Raw genomic sequence first — 26,716 nt, 5'->3', positions numbered from 1 at the left:
GACCAGCAGGCACCCACCACACGGTCCCGCCGCATCAGTGTGGATGTCCAAGGAGCAGACAATGGCCAGTACCCGGTTGACCTGCGAGTCGCGTCAGGCGGCCCTCGAGGCGATGGCGGACGACGAGGGACTCGACGTCCTGGTGATCGGCGGTGGCGTCACCGGCGCCGGGATCGCGCTGGACGCCGCGACCCGTGACCTGCGCACCGGCATCGTCGAGGCCCGCGACTGGAGCCAAGGCACCTCGAGCCGGTCCAGCAAGCTCGTCCACGGCGGGCTGCGCTACCTCTATCAGCTGGACTTCAGGCTGGTCGCCGAGGCCCTCAAGGAGCGCGGGCTGCTGCTCACCACCATCGCACCGCACCTTGTGAAGGCCCAGCCGTTCCTCTGGCCGCTGCGGACCCCGGTGATCGAGCGCGCCTACAGCGCCATCGGTGTCGGCCTGTACGACGCGCTCGCCGTGATCGGTGCCCACGGCCGGACCGTCCCGTTGCAGAAGCACTACTCCAGGAAGGGTGCCAAGCAGCTGTTTCCGGGCATCCGCGAGGACGCGCTGTGCGGGGCGATCCGCTTCTACGACGCCCGGGTGGACGACTCCCGGCTGGTGATCGACCTGGTCCGGACGGCGGCCGGACACGGCGCACTGGCTGCCTCCCGCACCGAGCTCACCGAGCTGGTCAAGGATGCCGACGGTCGCGTCGTCGGCGCGGTCCTCACCGACCTGGAGACCGGGACGACCCGGACCGTGAAGACCCGCCGGATCATCAACGCCACCGGGGTGTGGACCCAGCAGACCCAGCGACTCGGCGGCAACGGCGGCCTCAAGGTGCTGGCCTCCAAGGGCATCCACATCCTGGTTCCCCGGGAGCGGATCGACGCCACCACCGGCATCTTCCTGCGTACCGAGAAGTCGGTGCTGTTCATCATCCCGTGGCAGCGCTACTGGGTGATCGGCACCACCGACACGGCCTGGCACGAGGACCTCGCCCACCCGGTCGCGACCAGCGCCGACATCGACTACATCCTCGAGCACGCCAACACGGTGCTGGCCGACCCGCTGACCCGCGACGACATCATCGGCACTTACGCCGGCCTGCGGCCGCTGTTGCAGCCCGGCACGATGGACGAGTCGCAGTCGACGAAGATCTCCCGCGAGCACACCGTCACCCAGATCGCCCCCGGCCTGGTGTCCATCGCCGGCGGCAAGCTCACCACCTATCGGGTGATGGCCGAGGACGCGGTGGACTTCGTCCTCGGCAAGGAACGGGCGACAGCGACACCGTCCCGGACCACCACCACACCGCTGGTCGGCGCCGAGGGACTGGCCGGGGTGGAGGCACAGGCCGACCGGATCGCCGCGGAACGCGGCTGGACCGCCGATCGCCTCGAGCACCTGCTCGGCCGCTACGGCGCCGAGCTGCCCACCCTGCTGGCGATGATCGACGAGGACCCTGCCCTCGCCGAGCCGCTCCCGGAGGCTGAGGCGTACCTGGCGGCGGAGGTCGCGTTCGCGGTCACCCACGAGGGCGCGCTGCATCTGGAGGACATCGTCAACCACCGGGTCCGGCTCGCGATGGAGACCCCGGACCGCGGGATCAGCGCCCTGCCGGGCATCGCGGCCGTCGCGGCCGACCGGCTCGGCTGGGACGACGCCACCCGCGGGCTCGAGATCTCCTCGTACGAACGCCAGGCCCGCGCCGAGCTCGAGGCCGAGCACCGGGCCACCGACGCCGATGCCGTCGCGGCGCGGCTGGAGGCGGAGGACCTGCGCCCGGTGCGCCCGCTCGGCGCCTGATCCGACACCGCCTCCTGAACCCGACCCGTACGATCCCACGACTCACGCCGGACACACGCCCGGCGCCTTCCCGCCCTCCTCCAGGAGAAGCAATGACGCTCTCTGCGATCTTCCTGTCCGAACTGACCGGCACCGCCGCCCTCACCCTGTTGGGGTGCGGCGTGGTCGCCGCCAACCTGCTGCCACGCTCCAAGGGCCGTGGCGGGGGCTGGGTGCTGATCACCTTCGGCTGGGGCCTCGCCGTGTTCGTCGGCGTGTACGCCGCCTTCGCCAGCGGCGGCCACCTCAACCCGGCGGTCACCGTCGCCCTGGCGGTCGCCGGGCGCGACCTCGCGCCGGGGGTCGCCCCGACCGCGGCCGCGATCGCCACCTACCTCAGCGCCCAGCTGCTCGGCGCCTTCCTCGGCGCCGTCGGGTGCTGGCTGGTCTACCACGACCACTTCCGGGAGGAGGCGCCCGCCGAGGACAAGCTCGGCGTCTTCGCCACCGGCCCGGCCATCCGCCACTACGGCTGGAACTTCGTCTCCGAGTTCATCGGCACCTTCGTCCTGGTCGGCTGGGTGCTGGTCTCGGGACACACCCCCGCGCAGATCGGGCCGCTGGCGGTCGCCCTGGTGGTGACGGTGATCGGCATGTCCCTCGGCGGGCCGACCGGCTACGCCATCAACCCGGTCCGCGACCTGGGGCCACGCCTCGCCCACGCGGTCCTGCCGATCCCCGGCAAGGGCGCCAGCGACTGGGCGTACGCCTGGATCCCGATCCTGGCACCCTTGGCAGGTGGGGTGGCCGCCGCGCTGACCATGCCCCTCGTCACCGCCATCTGATCATCCGACGTCATCCGATCATCCGACCCCACAACCACCGGAAAGCACACCGCCATGAGCAACGACGCCCAGTACGTGATGGCCATCGACCAGGGAACCACGAGTTCCCGCGCGATCATCTTCGACCACGCCGGGGACATCGTCTCCGTCGGTCAGCTGGAGCACGAGCAGATCTTCCCCCGACCCGGTTGGGTCGAACACGACGCCGAGGAGATCTGGGCGAACGTGAACGAGGCGATCGGCCAGGCTCTCGCCAAGGCACAGGTCAATCGTCACCAGCTGGCCGCGGTCGGCATCACCAACCAGCGCGAGACCACCGTGGTGTGGGACCGGCACACCGGCCGGCCGGTCCACCATGCGATCGTCTGGCAGGACACCCGCACCCAGGAGATCTGCGACCGGCTGGCCGCCGACGGCGGGACCGAACGCTACCGCTCCCGCACCGGCCTGCCGCTGTCGAGCTACTTCGCCGGTCCGAAGGTGACCTGGATCCTGGAGAACGTCCCCGGCGCCCGGGAACGGGCCGAGGCGGGCGACCTGCTGATGGGCACCATGGACAGCTGGGTGCTGTGGAACCTGACCGGCGGGGTCGACGGCGGGGTCCACCTGACCGATGTCACCAACGCCTCCCGTACGCTCCTGATGGACCTGCGCACCCTGCAGTGGGACCCGGCGATCTGCGCCGACCTGGGCATCCCGGCCTCGATGCTGCCGCAGATCCGGTCCTCCGCCGAGATCTACGGCGAGGGCCGCCCCAACGGTCTGCTGATCGACACCCCGATCGCCGGCATCCTCGGCGACCAGCAGGCGGCCACCTTCGGCCAGGCCTGCTTCGAGAAGGGCAGCGCCAAGAACACCTACGGCACCGGCTGCTTCCTGCTGATGAACACCGGCACCGAGCCGGTGTTCAGCGACAACGGCCTGCTCACCACGGTCGGCTACAAGATCGGCGACCGGCCGGCCCATTACGCGCTCGAGGGGTCGATCGCGGTGGCCGGCTCGCTGGTCCAGTGGCTGCGGGACAACCTGCGGATGTTCGACAGCTCCGCCGAGGTGGAGGAGCTCGCCCTCCGGGTGGCGGACAACGGCGGGGCCTACCTCGTGCCGGCCTTCTCCGGGCTGTACGCCCCGTACTGGCGCCCGGACGCACGCGGCGCGCTGGTGGGTCTCACCCGCTTCGTCAACCGGGGGCACATCGCCCGGGCGGTGCTCGAGGCGACCGCCTACCAGACCCGCGACGTGGTGCAGGCGATGTTCGCCGACTCCGGGGTCGAGCTGACCTCGGTGAAGGTCGACGGCGGCATGGTCGCCAACGCCACCCTGATGCAGTTCCAGGCTGACCTCCTCGGCGTCCCGGTGGTGCGGCCGCGGGTGGCCGAGACGACGGCGCTCGGCGCTGCGTACGCCGCCGGCATCGCCGTGGGCTACTGGGCCGGTGAGGACGACGTGGTCACCAACTGGCAGCAGGGAGAGTGCTGGACCCCGTCAATGGATCCGGCCGAGCGGGAGCGGCTCTACCGCTGCTGGCAGAAGGCGGTCACCCGGACCTTCGACTGGATCGACGACGACACCCGGCAGTGATTCCACCGCCGGGCTCAGCCTGCGTTGATCGTGGCCTGCTTCACCGCGCTCTGCGGGGTCTGGTACTTGTCGATCAGCTTCTGGTAGGAGCCGTCGGTGATCGCGGCCTGCAGCGCCTTCTGCACCGCGTCGCGGAGCTGGGTGTTGTCCTTGGAGACGGCCACGCCGAGCGGCCCGGCGATCACCTGCTCACCGACGATCTGGAACTTCCCCTTGGACTGCTGGGTGTTGTAGACCGCGACCGGGTACTCCTGGATGCCGGCGACCGCCCGGCCCTGCTCGATCTGCAGCATCGCCTCCGATTCCCGGTCGAAGGCCATCACAGTGACCTTGCCCTTGCCGGCCTGCTCGCACTTCGGCGACAGCTCGGAGGTGACGTACTCCTCCTGGGTGGTGCCGCGCTGCAGCGAGATCGTCTTGCCGCACAGGTCGTCGACCGACTGCAGCCCGTTCGGGTTGCCGGCCTTGACGAACATGATCGAGCCGGACAGGTAGTAGTCGACGAAGTCGACCTGCTGCTGGCGCTCCTTGGTGTCGCTCATCGAGGAGATGGCGGCGTCGAAGCGGTGCGACTGGAGCTGGGTGATCAGTCCGTCGAAGGTCGAGTTGTTGAAGACCACCGGCACGCCCAGCTCGGTCGCCAGCAGGTCGCCGAGCTCCTTGTCGAAGCCGATCACGGTCTTCCCGTCGGTGTCGTAGTACTCCATCGGCGCGTACGCGATGTCGCTGCCGACCTGGATCGACCCCTTGTCCTTGATCGCCTGCGGGAGCGCGGAGTAGAGCGGGGCGGAGGTGTTGACCGCGGCCGGCCCGGCGGAGGGGGTGGCCGCTGTGCCACCGCCCCCACCGCCGCACGCCGTCAGGGACGCCGCCGCGACGAGCGCGACGACCGGGGCCAGCAGCTGGCTGGAGATCTTCATGGACGGTCCTTCCGGATCATCGAGGGGGCAGGTGCCGCGGACGGGTCACTTGCCGCTGTTGATGCTGGCCTGCTGAACGGCCGACTGCGGCGTGCCGTACGTGTCGAGCAGCTTGGCGTACGAGCCGTCGTCGATCGCCGACTGGAGGGCTTCCTGGAGGGCGTCGCGCAGCTGGGTGTCCTGCTTGGACACCGCGATGCCGAGCGGCGCGGCGGTCACCTGGTCACCGACGGTCTCGTACTTGCCGGCGGACTGCTTGGCGCTGTACACGGCGACCGGGTAGTCCTGCAGCCCGGCGACCGCGCGGTCCTGCTGGATCTGCAGCATCGCCTCGGACTCGTGGTCGAAGGCGAGGACGTTGACCTTGCCCTTGCCGGCCTGCTGGCACTTCGTGTCGAGGTCGTTGGTGACGTAGTCGTCCTGGACCGTGCCGCGCTGCAGAGCGATGGTCTGGCCACACAGGTCGTCGACGGACTTCAGGCCGTGCGGGTTGCCGGCCTTGACGATCATCACCGAGCCGGAGAGGTAGTAGTCGACGAAGTCGACCTCCTGCTGGCGCTCCGGGGTGTCGCTCATCGCGGTGATCGCGACGTCGAAACGCTTCGAGTTGATCTGGGTGATCAGCCCGTCGAAGGTCGAGTTGTTGTAGACGAACGGCACGCCGAGCTTGGCGCCCAGCAGGTCGCCGAGGTCCTTGTCGAAGCCGATCACCGTCTTGCCGTCGGTGTCGTAGTACTCCATCGGCGCGTACGCCGCGTCGGTGCCGACCTGGATCGACCCCTTGTCCTTCACCGCCTGGGGCAGCTTCGCGTACAGCGGGGCCGCCGTGTTCACCCCCGCGGGCGACGCGGTCGCCGGGCCGGCACCGCCGGCAGCAGCACCGCCGTTACCACAGGCCGCCAGGCCGGCGGCCAGAACAACCGCGGTCAGCGGTGCCAGTACGCGGGTGATCATCTTCATCGAGCCAGGTCCTTTCGCACATCGCCGGGCCTCACCGGACCGGGTACCCGCCGAAGACTACAGCTCCCGTGTTTCCGGTACATCACCGCGGTCGGCGGAACCCGGCCTCAGAGCACTTTGGACAGGAAGGCCTGGGTCCGCGGTTCGCGCGGGTTGCCGAGGACCTCGGCGGGCAGGCCCTCCTCGACGATGACGCCGCCGTCCATGAACGCCAGGTAGTCGCCGACCTCGCGGGCGAAGCCCATCTCGTGGGTGACCACGATCATGGTCATGCCGTCCTCGGCGAGCTGCTTCATCACTCCGAGCACGTCACCGACCAGCTCCGGGTCCAGCGCCGAGGTCGGCTCGTCGAAGAGCATCAGTTCGGGCTTCATCGCCAGCGCCCGGGCGATCGCGACGCGCTGCTGCTGCCCGCCGGAGAGCTTGCCCGGATAGGCATTCGCCTTGTCCGGCAGCCCGACCCGGTCGAGGAGCTCCACAGCGGTGGCCCGGGCGGTGGCCGTCGGGACGCCGGCGACATGGATCGGGGCCTCGCAGATGTTCTCCATCACCGTCATGTGCGGGAACAGGTTGAACCGCTGGAAGACCATGCCGATCCCCCGGCGCTGCTCGGCGATCTCCTTGTCGCGCAGCTCGTGCAGCTTGCCGTCGCGCTCCTTGTAGCCGACCAGGTGACCACGGACGCGCAGGCTGCCGCCGTTGATCCGTTCCAGATGGTTGATGCACCGCAGGAAGGTCGACTTGCCCGATCCGGAGGGGCCGATCAGCACGGCCACTTCGCCGCGGGTCACCTCCATGTCGATGCCTTTGAGCACCTCCAGGGAACCGAAGCGCTTCGTGACGCCCCGGGCCTCGACGATGACGTCCCGAGCGGGCGCGGTGCCGCCGGCTGTGGTCTGTTCGCTCATTCCTGCCTGCCGAACTTGAGGTTGCGCTTCACGGTGCCCAGGGGTCCGTCATCCCGGCCGGACTCCTGGTCGGAGCGGTTGAAGTACCTCTCCAGGTAATACTGGGCGATCGAGAAGACCGTGGTGAGGATCAGATACCAGGCCGAGACGGTGATCAGCATCTCGATCACCTGCAAGGTGTTCGAGTAGATCCGGACCGCCGCCTGCAGCAGTTCGAGGTACTGGATCGAGTACGCCAGCGACGAGGTCTTCAGCATGTTGATGAACTCGTTGCCGGTCGGCGGGATGATCACCCGCATCGCCTGGGGCAGCACGATCCGCCGCATCGTGTGCGTACGCGACATGCCGAGCGCACTCGCCGCCTCCACCTGGCCCTTGTCCACCGACTGGATGCCGGAACGGACGATCTCGGCCATGTAGGCGCCCTCGTTGATGCCCAGCCCCAGCAGCGCCGCGGTGAACGGCGTCATCACCGAGTTCATCGGGATCCCGGTGCCGGGGATGGTCGGGAAGACCAGCGAGAGGTTGTACCAGATCATCAGCTGGACCAGCACCGGGGTGCCGCGGAACAGCCAGATGTAGAACTCGGCGACCCCGCGGGTGACCCAGTTGTCCGACTGGCGCATCACCGCGACCAGGATGCCCAGGGCGACCCCGACGACCTGGGCGAGCACGCTGATCAGCAGCGTGTTGCCCATGCCCTTGAGGACCTGGCTCTGGAAAAAGTACTTCGGTGGCACCGACCAGTCGATACTGGCCTGGGAGAAGGCCCAGACCAGCAGGACCAGCAGGACCAGCACCACACCGGCCCCGACCCACCGCCACGGGTGGCGGACCGGGACCGCGACGATGTCCCCGTCCACCGGGGTGTCAGGGGTGTCGGTGCCGTCGGTGCGGGCACCCGGAGCAGTGGAGCCGGTCACGGGTCACTTGCCTGCGTTGATGGTGGCCTTGTCGATGGCCCCCTGCGGGGTGTCGTACTTCTCGATCAGCTTCTGGTACGACCCGTCGTCCATGATCGCCTGCACCGCCTGCTGCAGCGCGTCGCGCAGCTGGGTGTCGGACTTGCGCACCGCGATGCCGAGCGGGTTGGCGATGACCTGGTCACCGGCGGTCTCGTACGCGCCGTTGCCCTGCTTCACGTTGTACGCCGCGACCGGGTAGTCCTGCATGCCGGAGTCGGCACGGCCCTGCTTGACCTGCAGCATGGCCTCGGACTCGGTGTCGAAGGCGAGCAGGTTCAGCGGCTTGCCGGCGGCCTTGCACTGGTCCTGGACGGTGGTCTGCAGGTACTGGTCCTGGCTGGTGCCGCGCTGGACGGCCACGGTCTTGCCGCACAGGTCGTCGACGGTACGGATGCCCTTCGGGTTGCCCTTCTGGACGAGCATCACCATCCCGGCCCTGTAGTAGTCGACGAAATCGACCTGCTGCTGGCGCTCCGGGGTGTCGGTCATCGCGGAGATGATGGTGTCGAGGCGGTTGGAGTTGAGCTGGGTGATCAGCCCGTCGAAGGTGGTGCCGTTCCACACGAAGGGCACCCCGAGCTTGGCCGTCAGCAGGTCGGAGAGCTCCTTGTCGAAGCCGATCACGGTCTTGCCGTCGGTGTCGTAGTACTCCATCGGGGCGTACTCGATCGAGGCACCGACCTGGATCGCCCCCTTGTCCTTGATCGACTGGGGAAGCTTCGCGTAGAGCGGGGCGGCGGTGTTGACCGTCGTCGGCGCCGCCGCGGCAGGACTGCCACTGGCCGTGGGAGTGCTCGATCCACCGCCACAGGCGGCCAGCGTGCCGGTCATCGCCAGCGCGGCGACTGCGGCGAACAGTCGTGCCATCTTCTTCATCGGCTTTCCCTTCCCGTGGAACCATGCGCGAGGCCCTGCGGGTCTCCTCGCTCGGGACATGCTAGTGGACGCGTGTCACGATCCTGTTGCTCGCTGGTCGCTGTGCTGTCGCTCGCCGATCGCCTCGGCCGCCCCGCGGTCGCCGTTCACCAGGACTGGGCGAGCACCAGGGGCAGCAGCACCTGGGCCCCGAAGGTCGCCGGGTCGTCCGGGAGCAGGTCGGCCACCGGCCCGGCGGGGAACCGGTCCGCGGCGTCGGCGAGATCGGCGAGCAGCCGTCGGGTGGTCCGCTCGGCCAGGTCTGCGGGCCCCATCAGCCATTCGGCCTCCAGTTCATCCGCCGCCTGCTCGTCGAGCATCCGCAGCATCAGCACCTCGCGGGCCATCGTCCGCGGATCGCCGCCACCGGGTGGCTGGCCCGGCAGCCCGCCGCCGAGGCGGTGGCCCAGCCAGCGGGCGGCGTCCCGCAGCCCCGCGTCCCACCGGCCGGTGCCGAGCACCAGCGCGTACTCGGCCCGGACGTCGCGTGGGATCGGCTGGCCCTCTGGGTCGAAGCCGGTGGCACAGTGGGCGGCGACCCGGGCCAGCGCCTGGGCCGGGCCGGACGGGTCGAGGCCGGCCGTCGCGAGGGTGGTGACCAGGTTCATCGCGGCGACCGCTCCGAGCGGGCCGGGTCCCAGCTCGAGGACGAGGTCGGTGGCCCGGTCGAGCCAGCTGGCGTCACCGGTCGCGGCGTGCAGCCCGAGGCAGGCCAGCACCGCCTCCGGATCGGTCCGGCCGCGCAACGGTCCGGCCAACGAGGCCTCGACCACGTCGAGGGCGCGCAGCGGATCGACCAGTCCCGGCCCGGCCAGCGCGGCGAGGACCAGTGCCGCGGCGGTCGTCGTGTCGAGCAGTTCGGCCCGGCCCCGCCCGCCGGTGGGAGCCGGGTCGTGCGGCTCGGCCGGGTGACGTCCGGCGGCCCGGTCGAGCAGCCGATCGGCCCAGGAGCGCAGGACCTGGTCGAGCGGGGCTGCCCAGCGGGCCTCGACCAGGGTCGTCCCGCGGGCGGAGTTGAGTCGTACGGTCGCCCGGTGCCGGCCGTCGGCGGGCAGGATCTCCACGGTGTCCCCGACGAGCCCGACCTCGAGGGTGCCGTCGTCGTCGACGGCCTGGTCCAGGTCGGCGATGACGAGCGGCACGGTGTCGGGCAGGTCGACCGGATCCGGCCACCAGCCGGGGAGGACCACCGCCGCGGCGCGCAGGTCAGGCAGCCAGGTCGCCTGCCAGTGCCACAGCCGGCGCTCCTCCGCCTGCCAACGCGACGACGGACCGAGCTCGAAGGCGTCGGTGGCCTGGGTGACGCCCTGCCGCTGCCGGACCACCAGCAGCGGGCCATCACCGCGCGGAGCAACGATCCAGGCCGCCTCGGCGCCGGCGCTCCAGGTCCAGGCGTCGCAGCCCCGGGCGGGCACCGGGCGCAGCCGCACCGTGGCGGCACGGGGGGCTCCGGAGACGTTCGACGCGACGATCCGTTGGTCCCAGCCGGCCAGCACGCTGTGGCGTACGTCGAGCTGGACCGGCCCGCCGAGGTGGACCTCCACCTCGTCCTCCTCCAACGCGATCAGCGGGGCGGTGGTGTCGGTGCCGGCGAGCCGGACGTCGAGTCCCTCCAGGTACGGGCCCCACTGGTCGTGGACCAGCGAGACCAGCTCCCCGTGCTCGTCGAAGCCCAGCACGGCCTCGCCCCAGCGCAGCTCGTGGCCGGCGACGCGCGCAGCCATCTCACCCACCCTGTTGGCAGGTCGGGCACCAGAACAGGTTCCGGCCGGCCAGCTCGCGCTGCCGGATCGGGGTGCCGCAGACCAGGCAGGGCTGTCCGGCCCGCCGGTAGACGTACACCTCACCGCCGTGGTCGTCCACCCGGGGCGGCCGTCCCATCGCCCCGGGGGTGTGCTCGGGGCGTACGGTGTCGATCCGGCCGAGCCGCTTGCCCTCGGCCATCAACGCGACCAGGTCCTCCCAGAGCCGGCACCACAGCGCCGGGGTGACCGCGTCAGCGGGCAGCAGCGGATCCAGACCGTGTCGGAACAGCACCTCGGCCCGGTAGACGTTGCCGACGCCGGCCAGCACCGACTGGTCGAGCAGGACCGCGGCGAGCGGGCGGTGCGAGCGGTGGAGCCGGGCGTAGGCACGCCCGGGGTCGGCCTCCGGATCCAGCGGGTCCGGACCGAGCCGGGCGATCATCGCGGTCTCGGCGGTCGGATCGGTCAGCCGGCAGCCCTGCGGCCCGCGCAGGTCGGCGACGCGACCGTCCGCGGCGATCCGCAGGCGCACCTGCCCGACCACCGGATGCGACGGTTCGACCGTCATCCTGCCGATCAGGCCCAGGTGGACGTGCACCACCCGGTCCTCGGCGAACTCGATGAACAGGTGCTTGCCGGCGGCGCGGGCCCCGGTCAGCGTCCGCCCGTCGAGCAGCAGGGCCTCGGAGGCGAACCGTCCTTGGGGGCTGCTGACGGCGACCGGCCGGCCGGCGAACGCCGTGGTCAGCTCGTCGGCGAGTCGATGCAGGACGTGGCCCTCGGGCACCGGACACCTCCTGTCTGTGCCACCCGGCGTGGCGCCTGTCTAGGCTAGCCGCATGACATCAGGAGCGGACCGACGCGACCGCGGCACGTCGCCCGGAGGCGCCGAGACCTCACCTCCGGGTTCCCGGATCGCCGGTGCGCGCCGGCGCCGCAACGGCCCGGACCAGGGCCGTCCGGCCCCCGGGCAGGCTCCCCGGGGTGAGGGCGACGCCCACCCCGAACGCGACACGCCGGTCCCGCACGACTTCGGCCGCGACGGTACGTCCGGGCTGGTCGATCACGACCGGGCGCTGCGTGCCCGGGAGGTCTCCCGGCCCACCCCCGAGGACGAGGCGGCGGCCGTCGCGGGTGCCGAGGCGATGCTGCGGAGGCTCGGCCGGCGCCGCTGACGTGCGCCGGGCAGACCCGGCCGGCACCGCTGACGCGTCGTACGCGGATCAGCGGGAGGCGTCGTACGCGCTGAGCTTGTCGATCCGGCGCTGGTGCCGCTCGTCCTGGGAGAACGGCGTGGCGAGGAAGGCCCGGACCATCGCCAGGGCGAACTCCGGCTCGTGCTGGCGGGCGCCGATGGCGATCACGTTGGCGTCATTGTGCTGGCGGCCCAGCTCGGCGATCGTCACGTTCCAGGCCAGGATCGACCGGATCCCGGGGACCTTGTTCGCCGCGATGTTCTCCCCATTGCCCGACCCGCCGATGACGATACCCAACGACCCCGGCTCCGCCGCCACGGCCTGGGCACCGGGGATGCAGGTGTCCGGGTAGTCGTCCTGGGCGTCGTACTCGCGGGCGCCGTGGTCCACCACGTCGTGGCCGTCGGCGATGAGGGCCTCGACGAGGTGGTTCTTCAGCTCGAACCCGGCGTGGTCGGTGGCAATGTGAACGCGCATGCGGCCACTATCTCACGCCCCGTATTCCGCCCTTCCGGGGCTTCCCGGGGCTGCCCGGCACTCCTCCGGTGCATCCCGGGCGCTTCCCCGGAGCTCCTCCGGGCGCCGGGATGCCGCCCGCGACCGGCCTAGCCTGGGGGCATGTCCGAGCCGCCCGTCTCCTCCCCCGGTCGTGCCACCGATCACCGGCCGTCCCGGCGGATGGTGATGGCGGGGCTGGGCGCCGCCGTGCTCGCCCCCGCCCTCGGGGCCTGCGGCGTCACGCCGGGCGGGTCGATCCGGACACCGGCCGAACGGGCCAGCTGTGTGCCCGTCTCGGACACCGAGGCGTACGCCCGACTGGTCGACGCGAAACTGCAGTACGAGGTGAACGACCGGCCGATCACCGTCCGGATGGCGCCCGGTTTCGGCGGACAGCTCCAGACCTGGTTCCGCGACTGGCGTGATCTCACCGGCACCGCCCCGGATCTGGTCGGGACGTACGGCGCCTGGTTGCCGAACGATGGCAGTTGCGACTCCTGGCACCACGCCGGGCGCGCCTTCGACATCTCCCGGCTGGCGGCCGGCGGATCAGACCTGGTCTCCTGCCGCTACGACCGGTGGGGCTCCGGCGCCACCGCGGGGCGGCTGGCCGCCTACTGGGCACTGGCGGCGAGCCTGCACCTGCACTTCGCGTACGTCCTGACCTATCTGTTCGACGACGCCCACCACAACCACATCCATGTCGACAACGGGGTGTCCGGTGCTGGCATGTCGGCGTTCACCGGACGGTCCCGGGTGCAGAACCACGCCGTCCAGGCGATCTGTCGCTATCTGTGGGGCCGCCCGGTCGAGCTCACCGGCGTCTGGGACGCCGCCACCCGTACGACGGTGCGGCAAGTGCTGGCAGGGCTGGAGCTGACCGGCAGCCTCACTCGACAGGAGACCTGGCAGGGCTTCCTCCGCGCCACGGCCCGCCGCTGGGCGGCGGACCGCTGAGGCACTCCTGGCCGTCAGTCGAAGATCGGTCCCCGGGTCCGCGACCGCTTCAACTCGTAGAAGCCCTCGTACTCGGTCACCAGTGACACGCCGTCGAACAGCCGACCGGCCTGCTCTCCCTTCGGTGCCGGGGAGACCACCGGGCCGAAGAGCGAATGCCCGTGGATCCGGATGACCGGCGTACCCACCTCGTTGCCCACCGGATCCATGCCCTCGTGGTGCGAGCGGCGCAACGCCTCGTCGTTGGCGTCGGTGTCCGCAGCGTCGGCGAGGTCGGCGGGGACGCCCACCTCGACCAGCGCCGCCTCCAGGGTGGCCCGGTCGCGCGGCTCACGGCGCGGGTGGAACCGGGTGCCGAGCGCGGTGTAGAACTCCCGCAGCTTTTCGGAGCCGTAGCGTTCCTCCACCGCCAGGGCGACCCGGACGGAGCCCCAGGCGCCGGCGAGGAACCGCTTGTAGTCGTCGTCGAGCTCGTCGCGCCCCTCGTTGAGCACCGACAGGCTCATCACGTGGAAGACCGTCCGCACCGGGCGGACCTTCTCCACCTCGAGCATCCAGCGCGAGGCCATCCAGGCCCAGGGGCACTGCGGGTCGAACCAGAAATCCACCTGCTGGAGGTCCTCGCGCGGGGCGGGCTGCGTCTCGATCATGGTCTCGGTCACATCCCCAGCCTAACGTCCCCCGGACGGCCCGTTCGCCTCGCCGATCGCCCGCCGTACCGGGCGATTCCCGCGGAAGACCGGGAAGTGACGCTAGTCTGACGATTGTCCAAGGGTTGAGGTTGCGCTCACCGCCCCGGACAGCCTGCCCGCAGGCTCCCGACGACACGAAGGGAAAGCCTTGTACTCCGAGAACATCACGCGCGAGGAGGCCCGTACCCGGGCCGACCTGGTGAGCACCGACGCCTACCGTGTCCTGGTCGACCTCACCGGGCGCACGCCGTCCGGGTCGACCCTGGCGGACCCGGACGGGACCTTCGTGTCCCGCTCGACGGTCGAGTTCTCCAGCCGAGCCGGCGTCACCTGGATCGACCTGATCGCCGCGTCGGTCCTCGAGGCGACCCTGGACGGGGAGCCGTTGGACGTGTCGGCGTACGACGGGGCCCGGCTGCCGCTGACCCTGACCGAGGGCTCGCACGAGCTCACCGTCGTCGGGCTGTGCCACTACTCCCACACCGGTGAGGGGCTGCATCGCTTCATCGACCCGGCCGACCGGCGGGTGTACCTCTACACCCAGTTCGAGGTGGCCGACGCCCGGCGGATGTACGCCAACTTCGAGCAGCCGAGCCTCAAGGCCACCTTCGAGCTGTCGGTCGTCGCCCCGCAGAACTGGCTGGTCATCTCCAACGCAGCATCGGTCGACCCGGTGGTCATCCCCGAGCCGGACCCGCTGCACGGATGGGACATCTGGGGTCTGCCGTACGCTCGGTGGGACTTCGCCCCGACCGTCCGGATCTCCACCTACCTGACCGCGCTGGTGGCTGGCAACTACCACCGGGTCCACGACACCTACACCGGCCCGAACGGCGACATCCCGCTGTCCCTGCTGTGCCGGGAGTCGATGGTGCCGCACCTCGACGCCGACCGCCTCTTCGCCACCACGAAGCGGGGGTTCGCCGTCTTCGAGGCCGCCTTCGGCACGCCGTACCCGTTCGGGACCTACGACCAGTCGTTCGTGCCGGAGTTCAACGCCGGCGCGATGGAGAACGCCGGCTGCGTCACCCATCGCGACGACTACCTGTTCCGGTCCCGGGTGACCGCGGCGGCGTACGAGAACCGGGACAACACGATCCTGCACGAGATGGCCCACATGTGGTTCGGCGATCTCGTCACGATGTCGTGGTGGGACGACCTGTGGCTCAACGAGTCGTTCGCCGAGTGGGCCTCGCACTTCGCGATGGCCGAGTACCACGAGCATCCCGAGCAGCCGTGGGTGACCTTCGCCAACCAGCGGAAGACCTGGGCCTACCGCCAGGACCAGTTGCCGACCACCCACCCGATCGCGGCCGACATGGTCGACCTGCTGGCGGTGGAGTCCAACTTCGACGGCATCACCTACGCCAAGGGCGCCTCGGCGCTGCGCCAGCTGGTGGCATACGTCGGCCGGGACAACTTCCTCGTCGGGGTCCGCCAGTACTTCGCCGACCATGCGTACGGCAACACCACACTGCAGGACCTGTTCGACGCGCTGCAGACGGCCTCCGGGCGGGACCTGTCCGGCTGGGCGGCCCAGTGGCTGCAGGTGCCCGGCGTGAGCACCCTCGCCGCCGATTTCGACGTCGACGCCGACGGCCGGTTCAGCCGCTTCGCCATCCGCCAGTACCTGCCGGCGGCCTATCCGGTGGCGCGGATCCACCGGATGGCGATCGGCCTCTACAACCGGGTCGACGAGCACACCATCACCCGCACCGGCCGGGTGGAGATCGACGTCGAGGGCGAGGTGGTCGACGTCGTCGAGCTGGTCGGTGCCCACCGTCCCGACCTGATCCTGCTCAACGACGACGACCTGACGTACGCCAAGGTCCGCCTCGACGGGCAGTCGCTGGCCACCGTGGTCGATCATCTGGCCGACCTCGATTCCGCGCTGGCCCGGGCCGTCTGCTGGGGTGCCGCCTGGGACATGACCCGTGACGGAGAGCTGCCGGCCGCCGACTACCTCACCCTGGTGCTCGGCGCGGTCGGTCGGGAGACCGATCCCACCGCCGTCCAGCGGACGCTCGGCCAGGTGCTCACCGCGGTGACCTTCTACGCCCCCGCGGAGCAGCGCGGCCAGCTCGTCCACACCCTCGAGAAGGGCCTGGCCCACCTGGTCGCCGGCGCCGAGCGCGGCTCGGACGCCCAGCTCACCTTCGTCCGCACCCTGGCCTCGGCCGCCACCAGCGCCGCCGCCGGGGAGGTCGTCCGGGCCTGGCTCGCCGGGGAGGAGAAGGTGCCCGGCCTGGAGATCGACACCGATCTGCGCTGGCATCTGCTCACCCAGCTGGCCCGGCTCGGGCTGGCCGGCAACACCCGGATCGATGCCGAGCTGGACCGCGACCGCACCATCAGTGGCGAGCAGAACGCCGCCGCGGCCCGGGCCGCACTGCCCGACCCGGCCGACAAGGCCGAGGCCTGGCGGCTCGCCACGGCGGCCGCCGATGTGCCGAACGAGACCCAGCGCAGCATCTGCCTGTCGTTCTGGCGTCCGGGTCAGGAGGATCTGCTGCGGCCGTACGCCGATCGCTTCCTCGACGTCGTCGAGGTGATGGGGGCGGGTGGCAACGGATGGGACAAGAAGGGCATCGCGTTGCGGGAGAACGTGCTCCGGCACCTCTTCCCCGCACTGGTCGCCGATGAGGCGTTCCTGGCCCGGCTCGACGCCTTCCTGGCGGACCATGCACTGACCACGCCGATCCGCCGGTCACTGGCGGAGTCGCGTGACGACGCGCTGCGTGCGCTGCATGCCCAGACGGTGGCCCGCGCCCGCCTGGCGGTCCCCACCCCCGCGGAGGAGCCGTCGCAGCTGGCGGTCGGCGAGGAGCCCGCGGACTCTCCGGTCGCCGCCGCGGCGGATGTCCCGGCCGTCGGCGAGGAAGCTGCCGACGAGGCCCCGGGGCCGGTGGCCGAGGCGGCAGGCCAGGCGCCGGACGAGACCGACGAAGCGCCGGCGAGCCAGGCCCCGGTGGTCGACGACGACCCGACGGCGCACAGCCTGCGGCCGGTCACCGCCCCGATCCTCACCGAACAGGACGTGGACGTCCATCCGGGCGGCGCGATCTCGCCGACCGCCGGGTTCTTCCACGAGTCCTCGGCCTCCCCCACCTCGGCGGGCTCCCCCACCGAGCGGTGACGATGAGCACTGTCGGCGGGATCGTCACCCTGGTGGAGTCGTGGTTCCCACCGGCGACGGCGGAGTCCTGGGACCGGGTCGGGCTGGTGGTCGGCAACCGCAACCGGCCGGTGGCCCGGATCCTCTGCACCGTCGACGTCACGCTGCCCGTCGTGGAGCAGGCGATCGCGATGGACGCCGACCTGATCATCGCCCACCACCCGCTGCTGCTGCGCGGACTTCACGCGGTCGACGCGGACGACCCGAAGGGCGCCATGGTGCTGCGGCTCGCCGAGCACCGGATCGCCCTGTGGGCCGGTCACACCAACGCCGACATCGCCACCGGCGGGGTCGGGGAGGCGCTCGCCGACGCGATCGGGGTGGTCGACCAGCGGCCGATGGTGCCCCGCCCCAGCCCCGGCCTCGACAATCTGGTCACCTTCGTGCCGCCCGACCACCTGGTGGCGGTCGTCGAGGCGCTCTCCGCAGCCGGCGCCGGGCGGGTCGGAGCGTACGACTCCTGCCACTTCGCGTCCCCGGGCACCGGCTCCTTCCGGCCGCTGGAGGGCGCGACCCCATACGTCGGGACGATCGGCGAGGTCGAACACGTCGCCGAGCAACGGGTGGAGATGGTGCTGCCCCGGTCGCGGCGCGAGGCGGTGGTCGGCGCATTGTTGCGCAGCCATCCGTACGAGACGCCGGCCTGGCACATCGTCGAGACCGCACCCGCCCTCGCCACGGCCGGGCTCGGCCGGGTCGGCCGGCTGGACCGGGAGCTGACCCTGGCGGCGCTCGGCCAGCGGATCGCCGACGCGCTTCCGGCCACCGCAGGCGGCGTACGTATCGGCGGGGACCCGCAGCGGACCGTCCGCACGGTCGCCGTGCTGGCCGGGGCCGGGGACTCGCTGCTGGACCGGGCCCGCGAGCTGAGGGTCGACTGCTATGTCACCTCCGACCTGCGCCACCACCCGGCCGGGGAGTTCCTGGAGCGTACGCACCTCGACCCGGCGCAGCCGGCCCTGGTCGACATCAGCCACTGGGCCGCGGAATGGACCTGGCTGCCGGTGCTGGCGGACCGACTCGGCACCGCCGTCGACGACGTCGAGGTGGAGATCAGCACCCTGGTCACCGACCCATGGACGGCGACCTTCCACCGACAGGCCTGACCGCCACCGCGAGCCGACCCCCGGCCGCCGCAGGATCCCCACCGGCGGGCATCGTCGAGCCCGCCACGACGAGCCGACCCGCCACCACCGTGCCGGGACCGGTCTCAGCGGTCGATCGTCGGCCGCCGGTGTTCGCTGATCGGGGTGCGGGCGGCCTCGCCGAGCTGGATGAGGCCGCCGACCAGCCCACCGGCGAGGTCACCGGCGGCGAAGCTGGAGCCCATCGTGGCGGTGGCCAGCGCGCAGGAGGCGTCGGAGAGGACACCGGCCGCCCGGGAGCCGGTCACCACGACGACCTCTCGGTGCCGCGGATCGACATAGACGAGGACGGCCGTGTCCCGGTCCGCCAGGGTCGCGTGCAGGACGTGCGCCCGCTCGTCGACCGAGCCCGTCGCCGCGGCGCCCTGCACATCGTCCTCGGCGACGTACGCGGTGAACGGGAGGCCACACAACTCCTGGGCCTGCTCGGCCGCCCGGGCGACCCGCTTCACATCGGTCGGGGAGAGTCCGTCACCAATGAGCATGGCTCCCACCCGTGTCGTCCTCGGCGTCGGCACCGCTCGTCACCGCGGGGGTCCGCGGACCGGATCCGCCGACCATCAGCGGCTCGGTCGGCGGGTGCAGCGACCGATCCTCCTTGCCGATCATCCCGGCCAGGTGGATGACGGCGATGACGAGGAAGGCGGCGACCGGCAGGAACAGGATCCAGACCAGCTCGTGCACGAGCGGGACGGCGGGGGCCACGGGCCAACCGGGGAGGTTGTCCAACGGGACGAGTCCGGCCGTCAGGGGGGCGAACACAGTCAGCAGCGCACTCACGTAACCTAAGGTACTGCGGTCTGCGGTCCCACGGGGGGAGCCGACGCACTTCGGCGTCCGGGGCCCGCACATGTCGATGACACCCGAGGACGGGTGGGGACGGAGGAGCCGGTGGCTGCGGAGGAACGTACCGAGACCGCCCCACGGGTGGTGATGGACGCCGACGAGATCTCCCGGGCCGTGATCCGGATGGCCCACCAGGTGCTGGAGAACGACCATGACGCCCCGCGGCTGATGGTGGTCGGGATCCCCACCCGCGGCGTGCCGCTGGGGCACCGGCTGGCGAGCGCGATGGAGGAGATCGAGGGGCATGTGGTGCCCCTCGGCGAGCTCGACGTGACCTTCTACCGCGACGACCTGCGTCGCCAGCCGACCCGGGCGGTCGGTCCGACCCGGATGCCCGGGCCGATCGACGATGCCGTGGTCGTGCTGGTGGACGACGTCCTCTACTCCGGCCGCACGGTCTCCGCCGCCCTCGAGGCGCTGAAGGACATCGGTCGGCCCCGGGCGGTACGCCTCGCCGTGCTGGTCGACCGCGGTCACCGCGAACTGCCGATCCGCGCCGACGTGGTCGGCAGGGAGCTGCCCACCGCCGCCGACGAAAAGGTCCGCGTCCAGCTGGAGGAGACCGATGGGGTCTCCCGGGTCACCATCTCCCGTCCGAGCCGGGAGGGCTGATGCGCCACCTGCTCTCCGCCGCCGATCTCAGTCCGGAGGAAACGCTGTCGATCCTCGACCTCGCCGAGGAGATGAGCGAGGTCCGCACCCGCGAGGTGAAGAAGCTGCCGGTGCTGCGCGGCCGCACCGTGGTGAACCTCTTCTTCGAGGACTCCACCCGCACCCGGTCGTCGTTCGAGATCGCCGGCAAGTGGCTCTCCGCCGACGTCCTCAACGTCTCCGCCAAGGGCTCCTCGGTCTCCAAGGGCGAGTCGCTGCGCGACACCGTGCAGACACTGTCCGCGATGGGCGTCGATGCCCTGGTGATCCGCCACATGGCCTCCGGCGCCCCCGCCCAGGCCGCCCGCTGGACCCACGCGGCGGTGGTCAACGCCGGCGACGGCACCCACGAGCATCCCACCCAGGCGCTGCTCGACGCCTTCACCATGCGCCGGCACTTCCGTGCGGTCTCCGGCGACCCCGAGGCCGACTGGTCGGGCCGCACCGTCGTCATCGTCGGCGACGTCACCCACTCCCGGGTGGCCCGCTCCAACGTGCTGCTGCTGCGTACGCTCGGCGCCCGGGTGGTGCTGGTCGCCCCGCCGACGCTGATGCCGCCCGCCGTCGACAGCTGGCCGTGCGAGGCGACGTACGACCTCGACGCCGCCCTCGCCGAGGCCGACATCGTGATGATGCTGCGGGTGCAGAAGGAGCGGATGCACGGCGGCTACTTCCCCACCGCCCGCGAATACACCGTCGGCTACGGCCTCACCCGCGATCGGCTCGCCACCCTGCGCCCCGACGCGGCGATCTTCCACCCCGGGCCGATGAACCGCGGGCTGGAGATCTCCGCCGATGCGGCCGACGCCGCCGGCTCGCGGGTGCTCGACCAGGTCGCCGCCGGCGTCGCCGTCCGGATGAGCGTGCTCTACCACCTGCTCGGCGGCTCCACTCCCCCACTCACCACCCCGACCCCGTCGACGTCATCGACCGACGCGAAAGGACCCACGGCATGACCGTCACCCCGCTCAGCACCGGCGCCCCGACCCGGCTGCTGGTCACCGGCGTCACCCTCCCCGACGGCACCACCGGTGACGTGTACGTGGATGGCGCGGTCTTCGGCGACCCCGCGACCGTCCCCGCCGACGTCGAGCGGCTCGACGGCACCGGGCTGGTCGCCCTGCCCGGCCTGGTCGACCCGCACGTCCACCTGCGCGAGCCGGGCCGGGAGGACGCCGAAACCATCCGCACCGGCACCGCGGCCGCGGCCCGCGGCGGCTTCACCGCCGTCCAGGCGATGGCCAACACCACCCCGGTCACCGACACCGCCGACATCGCCCGCGAGGTCGCCGGGATCGCCGCCGACCAGGGCGCCTGCGTCGTTATCCCCTGCGGGGCGATCACCAAGGGACTGGCCGGCGAGCAGCTCGCCGAGCTGGGACTGATCCACCGGGCGACCGGGACCCGCTGCTTCTCCGACGACGGCCACTGCGTCGCCGACGGGCAGGTGATGCGCCGGGCGTTCGAGTACGTCCGCGCGTTCGACGGGGTGCTGGCCCAGCACGCCCAGGACCCCCGGCTGGCCGGCCCGGATGCCTGCTGTCACGAGGGCGAGCTGTCCGGCAAACTCGGTCTGGGCGGTTGGCCGACGGCTGCCGAGTCGACGATCGTCGCCCGCGACGTGGAACTCGCCGCTCTGACCGGCGCCCGCTACCACGTCTGCCACGTGTCCGCCCGGGAGTCACTGGACATCATCCGGGCGGCGAAGGCCCGTGGCGTACGGGTCACCGCCGAGGCGACGCCGCACCACCTGCTGCTGACCACCGACCTGCTGGCCGGCTACGACACCACGTTCAAGGTCAACCCGCCGCTGCGCACCGCCGAGCACGTCGAGGCGCTGCGGGCGGCGGTGGCCGACGGCACGATCGACATGATCGGCACCGACCACGCCCCGCACGCCGCCCAGGACAAGGACCACGCCTTCGTCGATGCGCGCCCCGGGATGGTGGGGCTGGAGCAGTCCCTCGCGGTGGTGATCGACACCCTGGTGCGGCCCGGACTGCTCGACTGGGCCGGGGTTGCCGACCGGATGTCGGCCGCCCCCGCGGCGCTGCTCGGGCTGACCGACCAGGGCCGCCCGGTCGCCCCCGGTGAACCGGCGAACCTCTGCCTGGTCGACCCCGAGGCCCGGCACCGGGTCGACCCGGCCGACACCGCGTCGCTGTCGCGCAACAACCCGTACGCCGGCCGGGAGCTGCCCGATCCGGTCCGGCTGACGGTCTGCCTCGGCCACGTCACCTACCGCCGCTGACCGCCCGGACCCGGAGAGGACAAGGACAGACGTGAGCGAGAACCCGACCGACCGATCAACCGCACCGGAGCCCGCCGGCACCCCGGAGCCCGCCGGCCCCGAGCCCACCGACGCCCCCGCGCCCGAGGACAACCGCACACCGTACGAGCGGATGGGCGGCGCGGAGACGTTCCGCGCCATCGTGCACCGGTTCTACCAGAACGTCCGCAGCACCCCGGACCTGCACGCGCTCTACCCGGAGCAGGACCTCGGCCCGGCCGAGGACCGGTTGCGGATGTTCCTGGAGCAGTACTGGGGCGGGCCGACGACGTACTCCGAGCAGCGGGGCCACCCGCGACTACGGATGCGCCACGCGCCGTTCCAGGTCACCCCGGCCCAGCGGGACAACTGGCTGGCCTGCATGCACGACGCGGTCGGGTCGGTCGAGATGGCTCCGGCGGCCCGCGACGAGCTGTGGAACTACCTGGTCCGGGCCGCCGACGCGATGATCAACGCCTTCGAGGGCGAGGACATGACCCCACCGCACCGGCGCAATCTGCTCTGAACGGACGAAGATCCCGGCTCTTCCTGCCCCACGAGGCCCGCTCACGGCCGGCAGCTGACTCGAAGCACTCGTTCGGCGGCGAGGCGCCCCGCCCCGCCGCCGATGACCTCACAACTGTCGCGGTTCCGTACAGACGCCGCACCTCCGTACAAACGCCGCTCGCCGACGCGCGGCATCTGATCGGAGACGCGGTGCGTGACCACAAGCGCGGCGGATGTCCGGGCCAGGTCCTAGGCTCGGATCGTGAGCCTTGACCCCCTCGCGCCTCAGCTCCCCGCCAGGACCACCGAACCCGCCAGGACCACCGAACCCGCCAGGACCACCGAACCCGCCAGGACCACCGAACCCGCCAGGACCACCGAACCCGCCAGGACCACCGAACCCGCCGAGAACGCCGGCAGCGCCAGGACCACCGGCGGTGACACGCCCGCCGGAGGCCCCGCTGGGCGCGCCGTCGATCCCGCCTTGGGCCCCGGCGACCCCGATCTCGACTGGTGGCGGGCCGCGGTCGTCTACCAGATCTATCCCCGTTCGTACGCCGACGGGAACGGTGACGGCCAGGGCGACCTGACCGGCATCCTGGCCCACCTCGACCACCTGGTCGACCTGGGCGTCGACGCGTTGTGGATCTCGCCGTGGTACCCGTCCCCGCTGCACGACGGCGGCTACGACGTGGCCGACTACCGCGACATCGACCCGCGGTACGGGACGCTCGGCCAGGCCGACGCGGTGATCGCCCGGGCCCACGAGCTGGGCCTGCGGATCATCATCGACCTGGTCCCCAACCACTGTTCCAGCGACCACCCGCTGTTCCGGGCCGCGCTGGCCGCCGGGCCGGGCTCGCCGGAGCGGGAGCTGTTCCTCTTCCGCGACGGCCGTGGTCCCGGCGGTGACCTGCCGCCGAACAACTGGCCGGCCCACTTCGGCGGCTCCGCCTGGCAACGCATCATCGGGCCGGACGGGGTCCCCGAACAGTGGTACCTGCATCTGTTCGCCCCCGAACAGCCGGACTGGAACTGGGCCGATCCGCGGGTCCCCGCCCTCTTCGACGACATCCTCCGGTTCTGGTTCGACCGCGGCGTCGACGGCTTCCGGATCGACGTCGCCGATGCCTGCGCCAAAGACATGACCCTGCCCGACCTGCCGGTCGATCCGGCGACCGGTCGGCCGGTGGCGGACAAGTTCCCCGACCACCCGTTCTACGATCGCCCCGAGCTCGAGGCGATCCACCGCCGCTGGCGGGCCGTTGCCGAGGAGTACGCCGGCACGCCCCAGGGCCCGCGGGTGCTGATCTCAGAGGCCTATCTCGGTCCCACCCCCCGGCTGGCGGCGTACACCACCCCGGGCCGGCTGCATCTGACGTTCAACTTCGATGCGCTGCTGACCGAGTGGTCGTACGCCTCACAGCGCCCGATGATCGAGGCGACCATCGCCGGTTACGCCGCAGTCGGCGCGCCGGCCACCTGGGTGCTGGGCAACCACGACCAGCCGCGGGTGGTGTCGCGCTACGGCCGCGTCGCGACCGGGGCGCCGTTCAGCGCCGACGACGGTCTGGGGTCACGGACGGCCAAGGGGCCCGATCCTCGCGAGGACCTGCGGCTCGGCCGCCGGCGGGCCCGGGCCGCCGCCCTGCTGGAGCTGGCGCTGCCCGGTGGGGCGTACGTCTATCAGGGTGACGAGTTGGGTCTGGAGGAGGTGGACCTGCCCGAGGCCGTGCTGCAGGACCCGATCTGGGAGCGCTCCGGCCACATCGAGAAGGGCCGGGACGGCTGCCGGGTGCCGCTGCCCTGGTCGGGCGACCGCCCGCCGTACGGCTTCAGCCCGGCCGACGCGACCGCCGCGCCGTGGCTGCCGCAGCCCGACTGGGCGGAGCGTACGGTCGCCGCCCAGGCCGGCGACCCGGAGTCCTTCCTGACGCTCTACCGGCGCGCCCTCGACCTACGGCACCGCCACCCGGTGCTCGGAGCGGGCACCCTGCGCTGGTCGGCCGACGCCCCCGCCGAGGTGCTGGCGTTCGACCGGGAGCCGGGGTTCTCCTGCTGGGTGAACTTCGGCGCCGCCCCGGTGGCGCTACCGGCCGGGGCACGGGTGCTGCTGTCCTCCGAGCCCCTCAACGGCCTTCCGGTCGAGCCGGGCGCCACCACCGGTCGGGGCGACGTCGGCGGACCGACACTGGGCTGCGACCAGGCGGCCTGGCTGGTCCGCTGACCGCCTGTCCTGTGCCCCTGGCCTCGTTCCTGGATCGAGGGGTGTGTTCGCCCACTGATCCAGGGATGGCACGGCACCAACCGGCTGATCAGCGCGCCCGATCAGGGTAGCCGCCTGGCTCGGGCGGGCTATCGAACGCCCGGGCCGCTCTCCCCGGCCACCGTGATCGGGGCCAGCGCCGCCCGGACCCGTTCCGAGATCGGCCGGGGACGGCCCTGGGCGTCGGCACACACCAGCACCACCCGGCCGACGGCGTGCAGCACGTCCGCCTGCGGATCCCGGAGGTGCACCTCGAGGCTCATCGACGACGACCCCACGTGCAGCACCACCAGCTCGGCCGCGTACGGCTCGATCCGGTAGCTCATCGGGGAGCGGTACTCGATCTGCTGGGCAGCGACCAGCCAGCTGATGTCGGCATCGGGGCGGCCCCAGCCCTCGCTCGACCGCACCTCCTCCAGCGCCGCGATCCGGGCTTCCTGCAGGAAGGTGAGGAAGGCGACGTTGTTCACGTGTCCGAACGGGTCGAGTTCCGACCAGCGGACCCGCACCGGGTAGGTGTACCCGAGGCCTGCGGTCCGGTCGGCGTGGGGCAGGGCACGGAAGTGCAGCTCCGGCCCGGACCAGTCGTCCAGCCAGGCCCGTTCGCTGTCGGTGAGCCGGCGCACCGTACCTGTGTGCGCATCGACCGGTGCGCAGTCGGTGGTGGCCCGGGCGACCAGGGTGTCGCCCTGGCAGATCTCGTACGCGACAGTGAACCGCGCCCCGCCGGCGTGCGCCGCCCACAGCCGGATGACGATCCCGTCGCCGCCGAAGTGGGCCGGGGCGAGATATTCGACGTGCTGGGCGGCCACCGCGATGCCGTGGTCCAGCAGCTCGGCGTGCGGACCGTCGAGGATCCAGTCGACCCGGGCCTCCTGGAGATAGTCCAGATAGACCACGTTGTTGACGTGGCTCTGGGTATCCTGGTCCGCCCAGCGGACCCGGGCCTGGTAGATGTACTGGGTCACCGCCGCACCTCCGATCAGACGGTCAGGGTCAGCGGACGCAGCCGGTCCCGGAGGATCTCCGGCAGCGGCACCGGAGTCCCGTGCGGGTCGGCGTGCACCAGGACGAGATGGCCGACGGCGTACGTCACCTCGATGTGCGGGTCGTGGATCCGCATCTCGAAGGTGACCGAGGTCGACCCGACGCGCAGGATCACCACCTCGGCCAGGTAGGGCTCGATCTGGTAGGTCATCGGCAGCTTGTAGGTCATGTCCTGGGCCGCGACGACCCAGGTGCGGGGGTCGCCGGGGTGGCCCCAGGGCAGGTCGCGGCGCGGCTCCTCCATCATCGCGATGGTGGCTTCCTGCAGGTAGGTCAGGTAGCTGACGTTGTTGACATGGTCGTACGGGTCGAGCTCCGACCAGCGCACCCGCAACGGGTGCTCGAACCCGAAACCGGAAGCCCACTCGACCGCCGGGCGCGGCGCCGGCCGGAACTCCATCGGCTCGCCCCGGAAGCCGGCCAGCCAGGCCCGTTCCTCGTCGCCGAGCCGGCGCAGTCGCCGGCCCGCCACGTCGTACGTCGCCATCATCGTCTTCGCCCGCGCGACATGGGTCTCGCCCTGATAGATGTCGTACGCCACGCCGAACCGGGCCCCGCCCAGATCGGTCACCCACAGCCGGATGATGATCGGGGCCGGACAGAACAACGACTGGGCCAGGTACTCGATGTGGTGGGAGACCACCAGCACGCCCTCGGCGAGCAAGTGCGCCTGGGGGCCGTTGAGGATCCAGTCGACCCGGGCCTCCTGCATGTAGTCGAGGTAGGCGACGTTGTTGACGTGTCCCTGCGGGTCCTGGTCGGCCCAGCGCACCCGGGCCCGGTAGACGTACGGTGCCGCGTCGGCACTCGGACCTCCGGCCGGCCGCGGGGTCGTGTCAGTCCTCGGGGCCACG

25 protein-coding genes are annotated in these 26,716 nt (G+C 71.6%); 12 read left to right on the top strand and 13 right to left on the bottom strand.

Annotated elements, in window-relative coordinates:
- Positions 1–61: 61 nt before the first annotated feature.
- From R0145_RS05915 to glpK, 3 genes are all read left to right on the top strand, one after another.
- A complete protein-coding gene (locus tag R0145_RS05915; RefSeq protein ID WP_317839443.1) occupies positions 62–1,795 on the top strand; it encodes a glycerol-3-phosphate dehydrogenase/oxidase in 1,734 nt (577 codons plus the stop codon).
- A gap of 92 nt (positions 1,796–1,887) precedes the next feature.
- Positions 1,888–2,619 (top strand): MIP/aquaporin family protein, encoded by a 732-nt coding sequence (locus R0145_RS05910; RefSeq protein ID WP_317839442.1) that lies wholly within the window; start codon positions 1,888–1,890, stop codon positions 2,617–2,619.
- Positions 2,620–2,673: 54 nt separating this feature from the next.
- The gene (gene glpK, locus R0145_RS05905; protein WP_317839441.1) at positions 2,674–4,200 is read left to right on the top strand and encodes a glycerol kinase GlpK; all 1,527 of its coding nucleotides are present in this window, start codon (positions 2,674–2,676) and stop codon (positions 4,198–4,200) included.
- 14 nt (positions 4,201–4,214) lie between these two features.
- On the opposite strand, the gene R0145_RS05900 is transcribed toward glpK, so the two are convergent.
- From R0145_RS05900 to R0145_RS05870, 7 genes are all read right to left on the bottom strand, one after another.
- Positions 4,215–5,120: an ABC transporter substrate-binding protein gene (locus R0145_RS05900; RefSeq protein WP_317839440.1), complete on the bottom strand. Its 906-nt coding sequence runs from the start codon at positions 5,118–5,120 to the stop codon at positions 4,215–4,217.
- A 45-nt stretch (positions 5,121–5,165) separates the two neighbouring features.
- A complete protein-coding gene (locus tag R0145_RS05895) occupies positions 5,166–6,080 on the bottom strand; it encodes an ABC transporter substrate-binding protein (RefSeq protein ID WP_317839439.1) in 915 nt (304 codons plus the stop codon).
- Between the two features lie 107 nt (positions 6,081–6,187).
- Entirely contained in the window at positions 6,188–6,988 is an 801-nt protein-coding gene (locus R0145_RS05890) for an amino acid ABC transporter ATP-binding protein (RefSeq protein WP_317839438.1), read from the bottom strand.
- Positions 6,985–7,911: an amino acid ABC transporter permease gene (locus R0145_RS05885; RefSeq protein ID WP_317839436.1), complete on the bottom strand. Its 927-nt coding sequence runs from the start codon at positions 7,909–7,911 to the stop codon at positions 6,985–6,987. The genes R0145_RS05890 and R0145_RS05885 overlap by 4 nt, the downstream gene beginning before the upstream one ends.
- A 3-nt stretch (positions 7,912–7,914) precedes the next feature.
- Entirely contained in the window at positions 7,915–8,829 is a 915-nt protein-coding gene (locus R0145_RS05880) for an ABC transporter substrate-binding protein (RefSeq protein WP_317839435.1), read from the bottom strand.
- A gap of 146 nt (positions 8,830–8,975) precedes the next feature.
- A complete protein-coding gene (locus R0145_RS05875) occupies positions 8,976–10,592 on the bottom strand; it encodes a hypothetical protein (RefSeq protein ID WP_317839434.1) in 1,617 nt (538 codons plus the stop codon).
- A gap of 1 nt (position 10,593) precedes the next feature.
- Entirely contained in the window at positions 10,594–11,400 is an 807-nt protein-coding gene (locus tag R0145_RS05870) for an Fpg/Nei family DNA glycosylase (RefSeq protein ID WP_317839433.1), read from the bottom strand.
- A gap of 52 nt (positions 11,401–11,452) precedes the next feature.
- On the opposite strand from R0145_RS05870, the gene R0145_RS05865 reads away from it, so the two are divergent.
- Positions 11,453–11,788, top strand: coding sequence for a hypothetical protein (locus R0145_RS05865; protein WP_317839432.1), 336 nt, complete (start codon positions 11,453–11,455; stop codon positions 11,786–11,788).
- Positions 11,789–11,836: 48 nt separating this feature from the next.
- On the opposite strand, the gene R0145_RS05860 is transcribed toward R0145_RS05865, so the two are convergent.
- Entirely contained in the window at positions 11,837–12,286 is a 450-nt protein-coding gene (locus R0145_RS05860; RefSeq protein ID WP_317839431.1) for a ribose-5-phosphate isomerase, read from the bottom strand.
- A 141-nt stretch (positions 12,287–12,427) separates the two neighbouring features.
- On the opposite strand from R0145_RS05860, the gene R0145_RS05855 reads away from it, so the two are divergent.
- Positions 12,428–13,264: a hypothetical protein gene (locus R0145_RS05855; protein ID WP_317839430.1), complete on the top strand. Its 837-nt coding sequence runs from the start codon at positions 12,428–12,430 to the stop codon at positions 13,262–13,264.
- A gap of 14 nt (positions 13,265–13,278) precedes the next feature.
- Here the strand turns inward: R0145_RS05855 and R0145_RS05850 are convergent, their stop codons facing one another.
- Positions 13,279–13,914 carry a DsbA family protein gene (locus R0145_RS05850; protein ID WP_317840156.1) on the bottom strand — a complete coding sequence of 212 codons (636 nt, stop codon included), beginning with the start codon at positions 13,912–13,914 and terminating at the stop codon, positions 13,279–13,281.
- Positions 13,915–14,104: 190 nt separating this feature from the next.
- Here R0145_RS05850 and pepN point away from each other — a divergent pair, with 190 nt between their 5' ends.
- Together pepN and R0145_RS05840 are read left to right on the top strand one after the other, a co-directional pair.
- Positions 14,105–17,092, top strand: coding sequence for an aminopeptidase N (gene pepN, locus R0145_RS05845; RefSeq protein WP_317839429.1), 2,988 nt, complete (start codon positions 14,105–14,107; stop codon positions 17,090–17,092).
- A gap of 2 nt (positions 17,093–17,094) precedes the next feature.
- Positions 17,095–18,237, top strand: a complete 1,143-nt coding sequence (locus R0145_RS05840; RefSeq protein WP_317839428.1) for a Nif3-like dinuclear metal center hexameric protein — start codon at positions 17,095–17,097, stop codon at positions 18,235–18,237.
- Positions 18,238–18,341: 104 nt separating this feature from the next.
- Here the strand turns inward: R0145_RS05840 and R0145_RS05835 are convergent, their stop codons facing one another.
- Both R0145_RS05835 and R0145_RS05830 read right to left on the bottom strand, forming a co-directional pair.
- Complete coding sequence (locus R0145_RS05835; protein WP_317839427.1) at positions 18,342–18,761, bottom strand: DUF5130 family protein; 420 nt, start codon at positions 18,759–18,761, stop codon at positions 18,342–18,344.
- Positions 18,748–19,056: a hypothetical protein gene (locus tag R0145_RS05830; protein WP_317839426.1), complete on the bottom strand. Its 309-nt coding sequence runs from the start codon at positions 19,054–19,056 to the stop codon at positions 18,748–18,750. Before R0145_RS05830 ends, R0145_RS05835 begins: the two co-directional genes overlap by 14 nt.
- 111 nt (positions 19,057–19,167) lie before the next feature.
- On the opposite strand from R0145_RS05830, the gene pyrR reads away from it, so the two are divergent.
- The 5 genes from pyrR (at position 19,168) to R0145_RS05805 (ending at position 24,776) form a co-directional block, all read left to right on the top strand.
- On the top strand, positions 19,168–19,734 hold the full coding sequence (gene pyrR, locus R0145_RS05825) for a bifunctional pyr operon transcriptional regulator/uracil phosphoribosyltransferase PyrR (protein ID WP_317839425.1): 567 nt from the start codon (positions 19,168–19,170) through the stop codon (positions 19,732–19,734).
- The gene (locus tag R0145_RS05820; RefSeq protein ID WP_317839424.1) at positions 19,734–20,729 is read left to right on the top strand and encodes an aspartate carbamoyltransferase catalytic subunit; all 996 of its coding nucleotides are present in this window, start codon (positions 19,734–19,736) and stop codon (positions 20,727–20,729) included. The genes pyrR and R0145_RS05820 overlap by 1 nt, the downstream gene beginning before the upstream one ends.
- The gene (locus tag R0145_RS05815) at positions 20,726–22,024 is read left to right on the top strand and encodes a dihydroorotase (RefSeq protein ID WP_317839423.1); all 1,299 of its coding nucleotides are present in this window, start codon (positions 20,726–20,728) and stop codon (positions 22,022–22,024) included. The genes R0145_RS05820 and R0145_RS05815 overlap by 4 nt, the downstream gene beginning before the upstream one ends.
- Positions 22,025–22,055: 31 nt before the next feature.
- Positions 22,056–22,568, top strand: a complete 513-nt coding sequence (locus R0145_RS05810) for a globin (protein ID WP_317839422.1) — start codon at positions 22,056–22,058, stop codon at positions 22,566–22,568.
- Between the two features lie 465 nt (positions 22,569–23,033).
- Positions 23,034–24,776 (top strand): glycoside hydrolase family 13 protein, encoded by a 1,743-nt coding sequence (locus R0145_RS05805; RefSeq protein WP_317840155.1) that lies wholly within the window; start codon positions 23,034–23,036, stop codon positions 24,774–24,776.
- Positions 24,777–24,904: 128 nt separating this feature from the next.
- On the opposite strand, the gene R0145_RS05800 is transcribed toward R0145_RS05805, so the two are convergent.
- Positions 24,905–25,783 (bottom strand): thioesterase family protein, encoded by an 879-nt coding sequence (locus tag R0145_RS05800; protein ID WP_317839421.1) that lies wholly within the window; start codon positions 25,781–25,783, stop codon positions 24,905–24,907.
- A 14-nt stretch (positions 25,784–25,797) separates the two neighbouring features.
- Positions 25,798–26,715, bottom strand: coding sequence for a thioesterase family protein (locus tag R0145_RS05795; RefSeq protein WP_317839420.1), 918 nt, complete (start codon positions 26,713–26,715; stop codon positions 25,798–25,800).
- Position 26,716: the final 1 nt, after the last annotated feature.

The organism is Raineyella sp. W15-4, from assembly GCF_033170155.1.
In the GTDB taxonomy this organism is placed as follows: Bacteria; Actinomycetota; Actinomycetes; order Propionibacteriales; family Propionibacteriaceae; genus Raineyella.
Note: the sequence above shows the minus strand (reverse complement) of the source record. Positions and strands in the feature narration are given on the sequence as shown.

Excerpts from the sequence above, each read along its gene's own strand:
- R0145_RS05915 (WP_317839443.1), top strand. The coding sequence starts at position 62 with ATGGCCAGTACCCGGTTGACCTGCGAGTCGCGTCAGGCGGCCCTCGAG.
- R0145_RS05910 (WP_317839442.1), top strand. The coding sequence starts at position 1,888 with ATGACGCTCTCTGCGATCTTCCTGTCCGAACTGACCGGCACCGCCGCC.
- glpK (WP_317839441.1), top strand. The coding sequence starts at position 2,674 with ATGAGCAACGACGCCCAGTACGTGATGGCCATCGACCAGGGAACCACG.
- R0145_RS05900 (WP_317839440.1), bottom strand. The coding sequence starts at position 5,120 with ATGAAGATCTCCAGCCAGCTGCTGGCCCCGGTCGTCGCGCTCGTCGCG.
- R0145_RS05895 (WP_317839439.1), bottom strand. The coding sequence starts at position 6,080 with ATGAAGATGATCACCCGCGTACTGGCACCGCTGACCGCGGTTGTTCTG.
- R0145_RS05890 (WP_317839438.1), bottom strand. The coding sequence starts at position 6,988 with ATGAGCGAACAGACCACAGCCGGCGGCACCGCGCCCGCTCGGGACGTC.
- R0145_RS05880 (WP_317839435.1), bottom strand. The coding sequence starts at position 8,829 with ATGAAGAAGATGGCACGACTGTTCGCCGCAGTCGCCGCGCTGGCGATG.
- R0145_RS05875 (WP_317839434.1), bottom strand. The coding sequence starts at position 10,592 with ATGGCTGCGCGCGTCGCCGGCCACGAGCTGCGCTGGGGCGAGGCCGTG.
- R0145_RS05865 (WP_317839432.1), top strand. The coding sequence starts at position 11,453 with ATGACATCAGGAGCGGACCGACGCGACCGCGGCACGTCGCCCGGAGGC.
- R0145_RS05860 (WP_317839431.1), bottom strand. The coding sequence starts at position 12,286 with ATGCGCGTTCACATTGCCACCGACCACGCCGGGTTCGAGCTGAAGAAC.
- R0145_RS05855 (WP_317839430.1), top strand. The coding sequence starts at position 12,428 with ATGTCCGAGCCGCCCGTCTCCTCCCCCGGTCGTGCCACCGATCACCGG.
- R0145_RS05850 (WP_317840156.1), bottom strand. The coding sequence starts at position 13,914 with ATGATCGAGACGCAGCCCGCCCCGCGCGAGGACCTCCAGCAGGTGGAT.
- R0145_RS05840 (WP_317839428.1), top strand. The coding sequence starts at position 17,095 with ATGAGCACTGTCGGCGGGATCGTCACCCTGGTGGAGTCGTGGTTCCCA.
- R0145_RS05835 (WP_317839427.1), bottom strand. The coding sequence starts at position 18,761 with ATGCTCATTGGTGACGGACTCTCCCCGACCGATGTGAAGCGGGTCGCC.
- R0145_RS05820 (WP_317839424.1), top strand. The coding sequence starts at position 19,734 with ATGCGCCACCTGCTCTCCGCCGCCGATCTCAGTCCGGAGGAAACGCTG.
- R0145_RS05815 (WP_317839423.1), top strand. The coding sequence starts at position 20,726 with ATGACCGTCACCCCGCTCAGCACCGGCGCCCCGACCCGGCTGCTGGTC.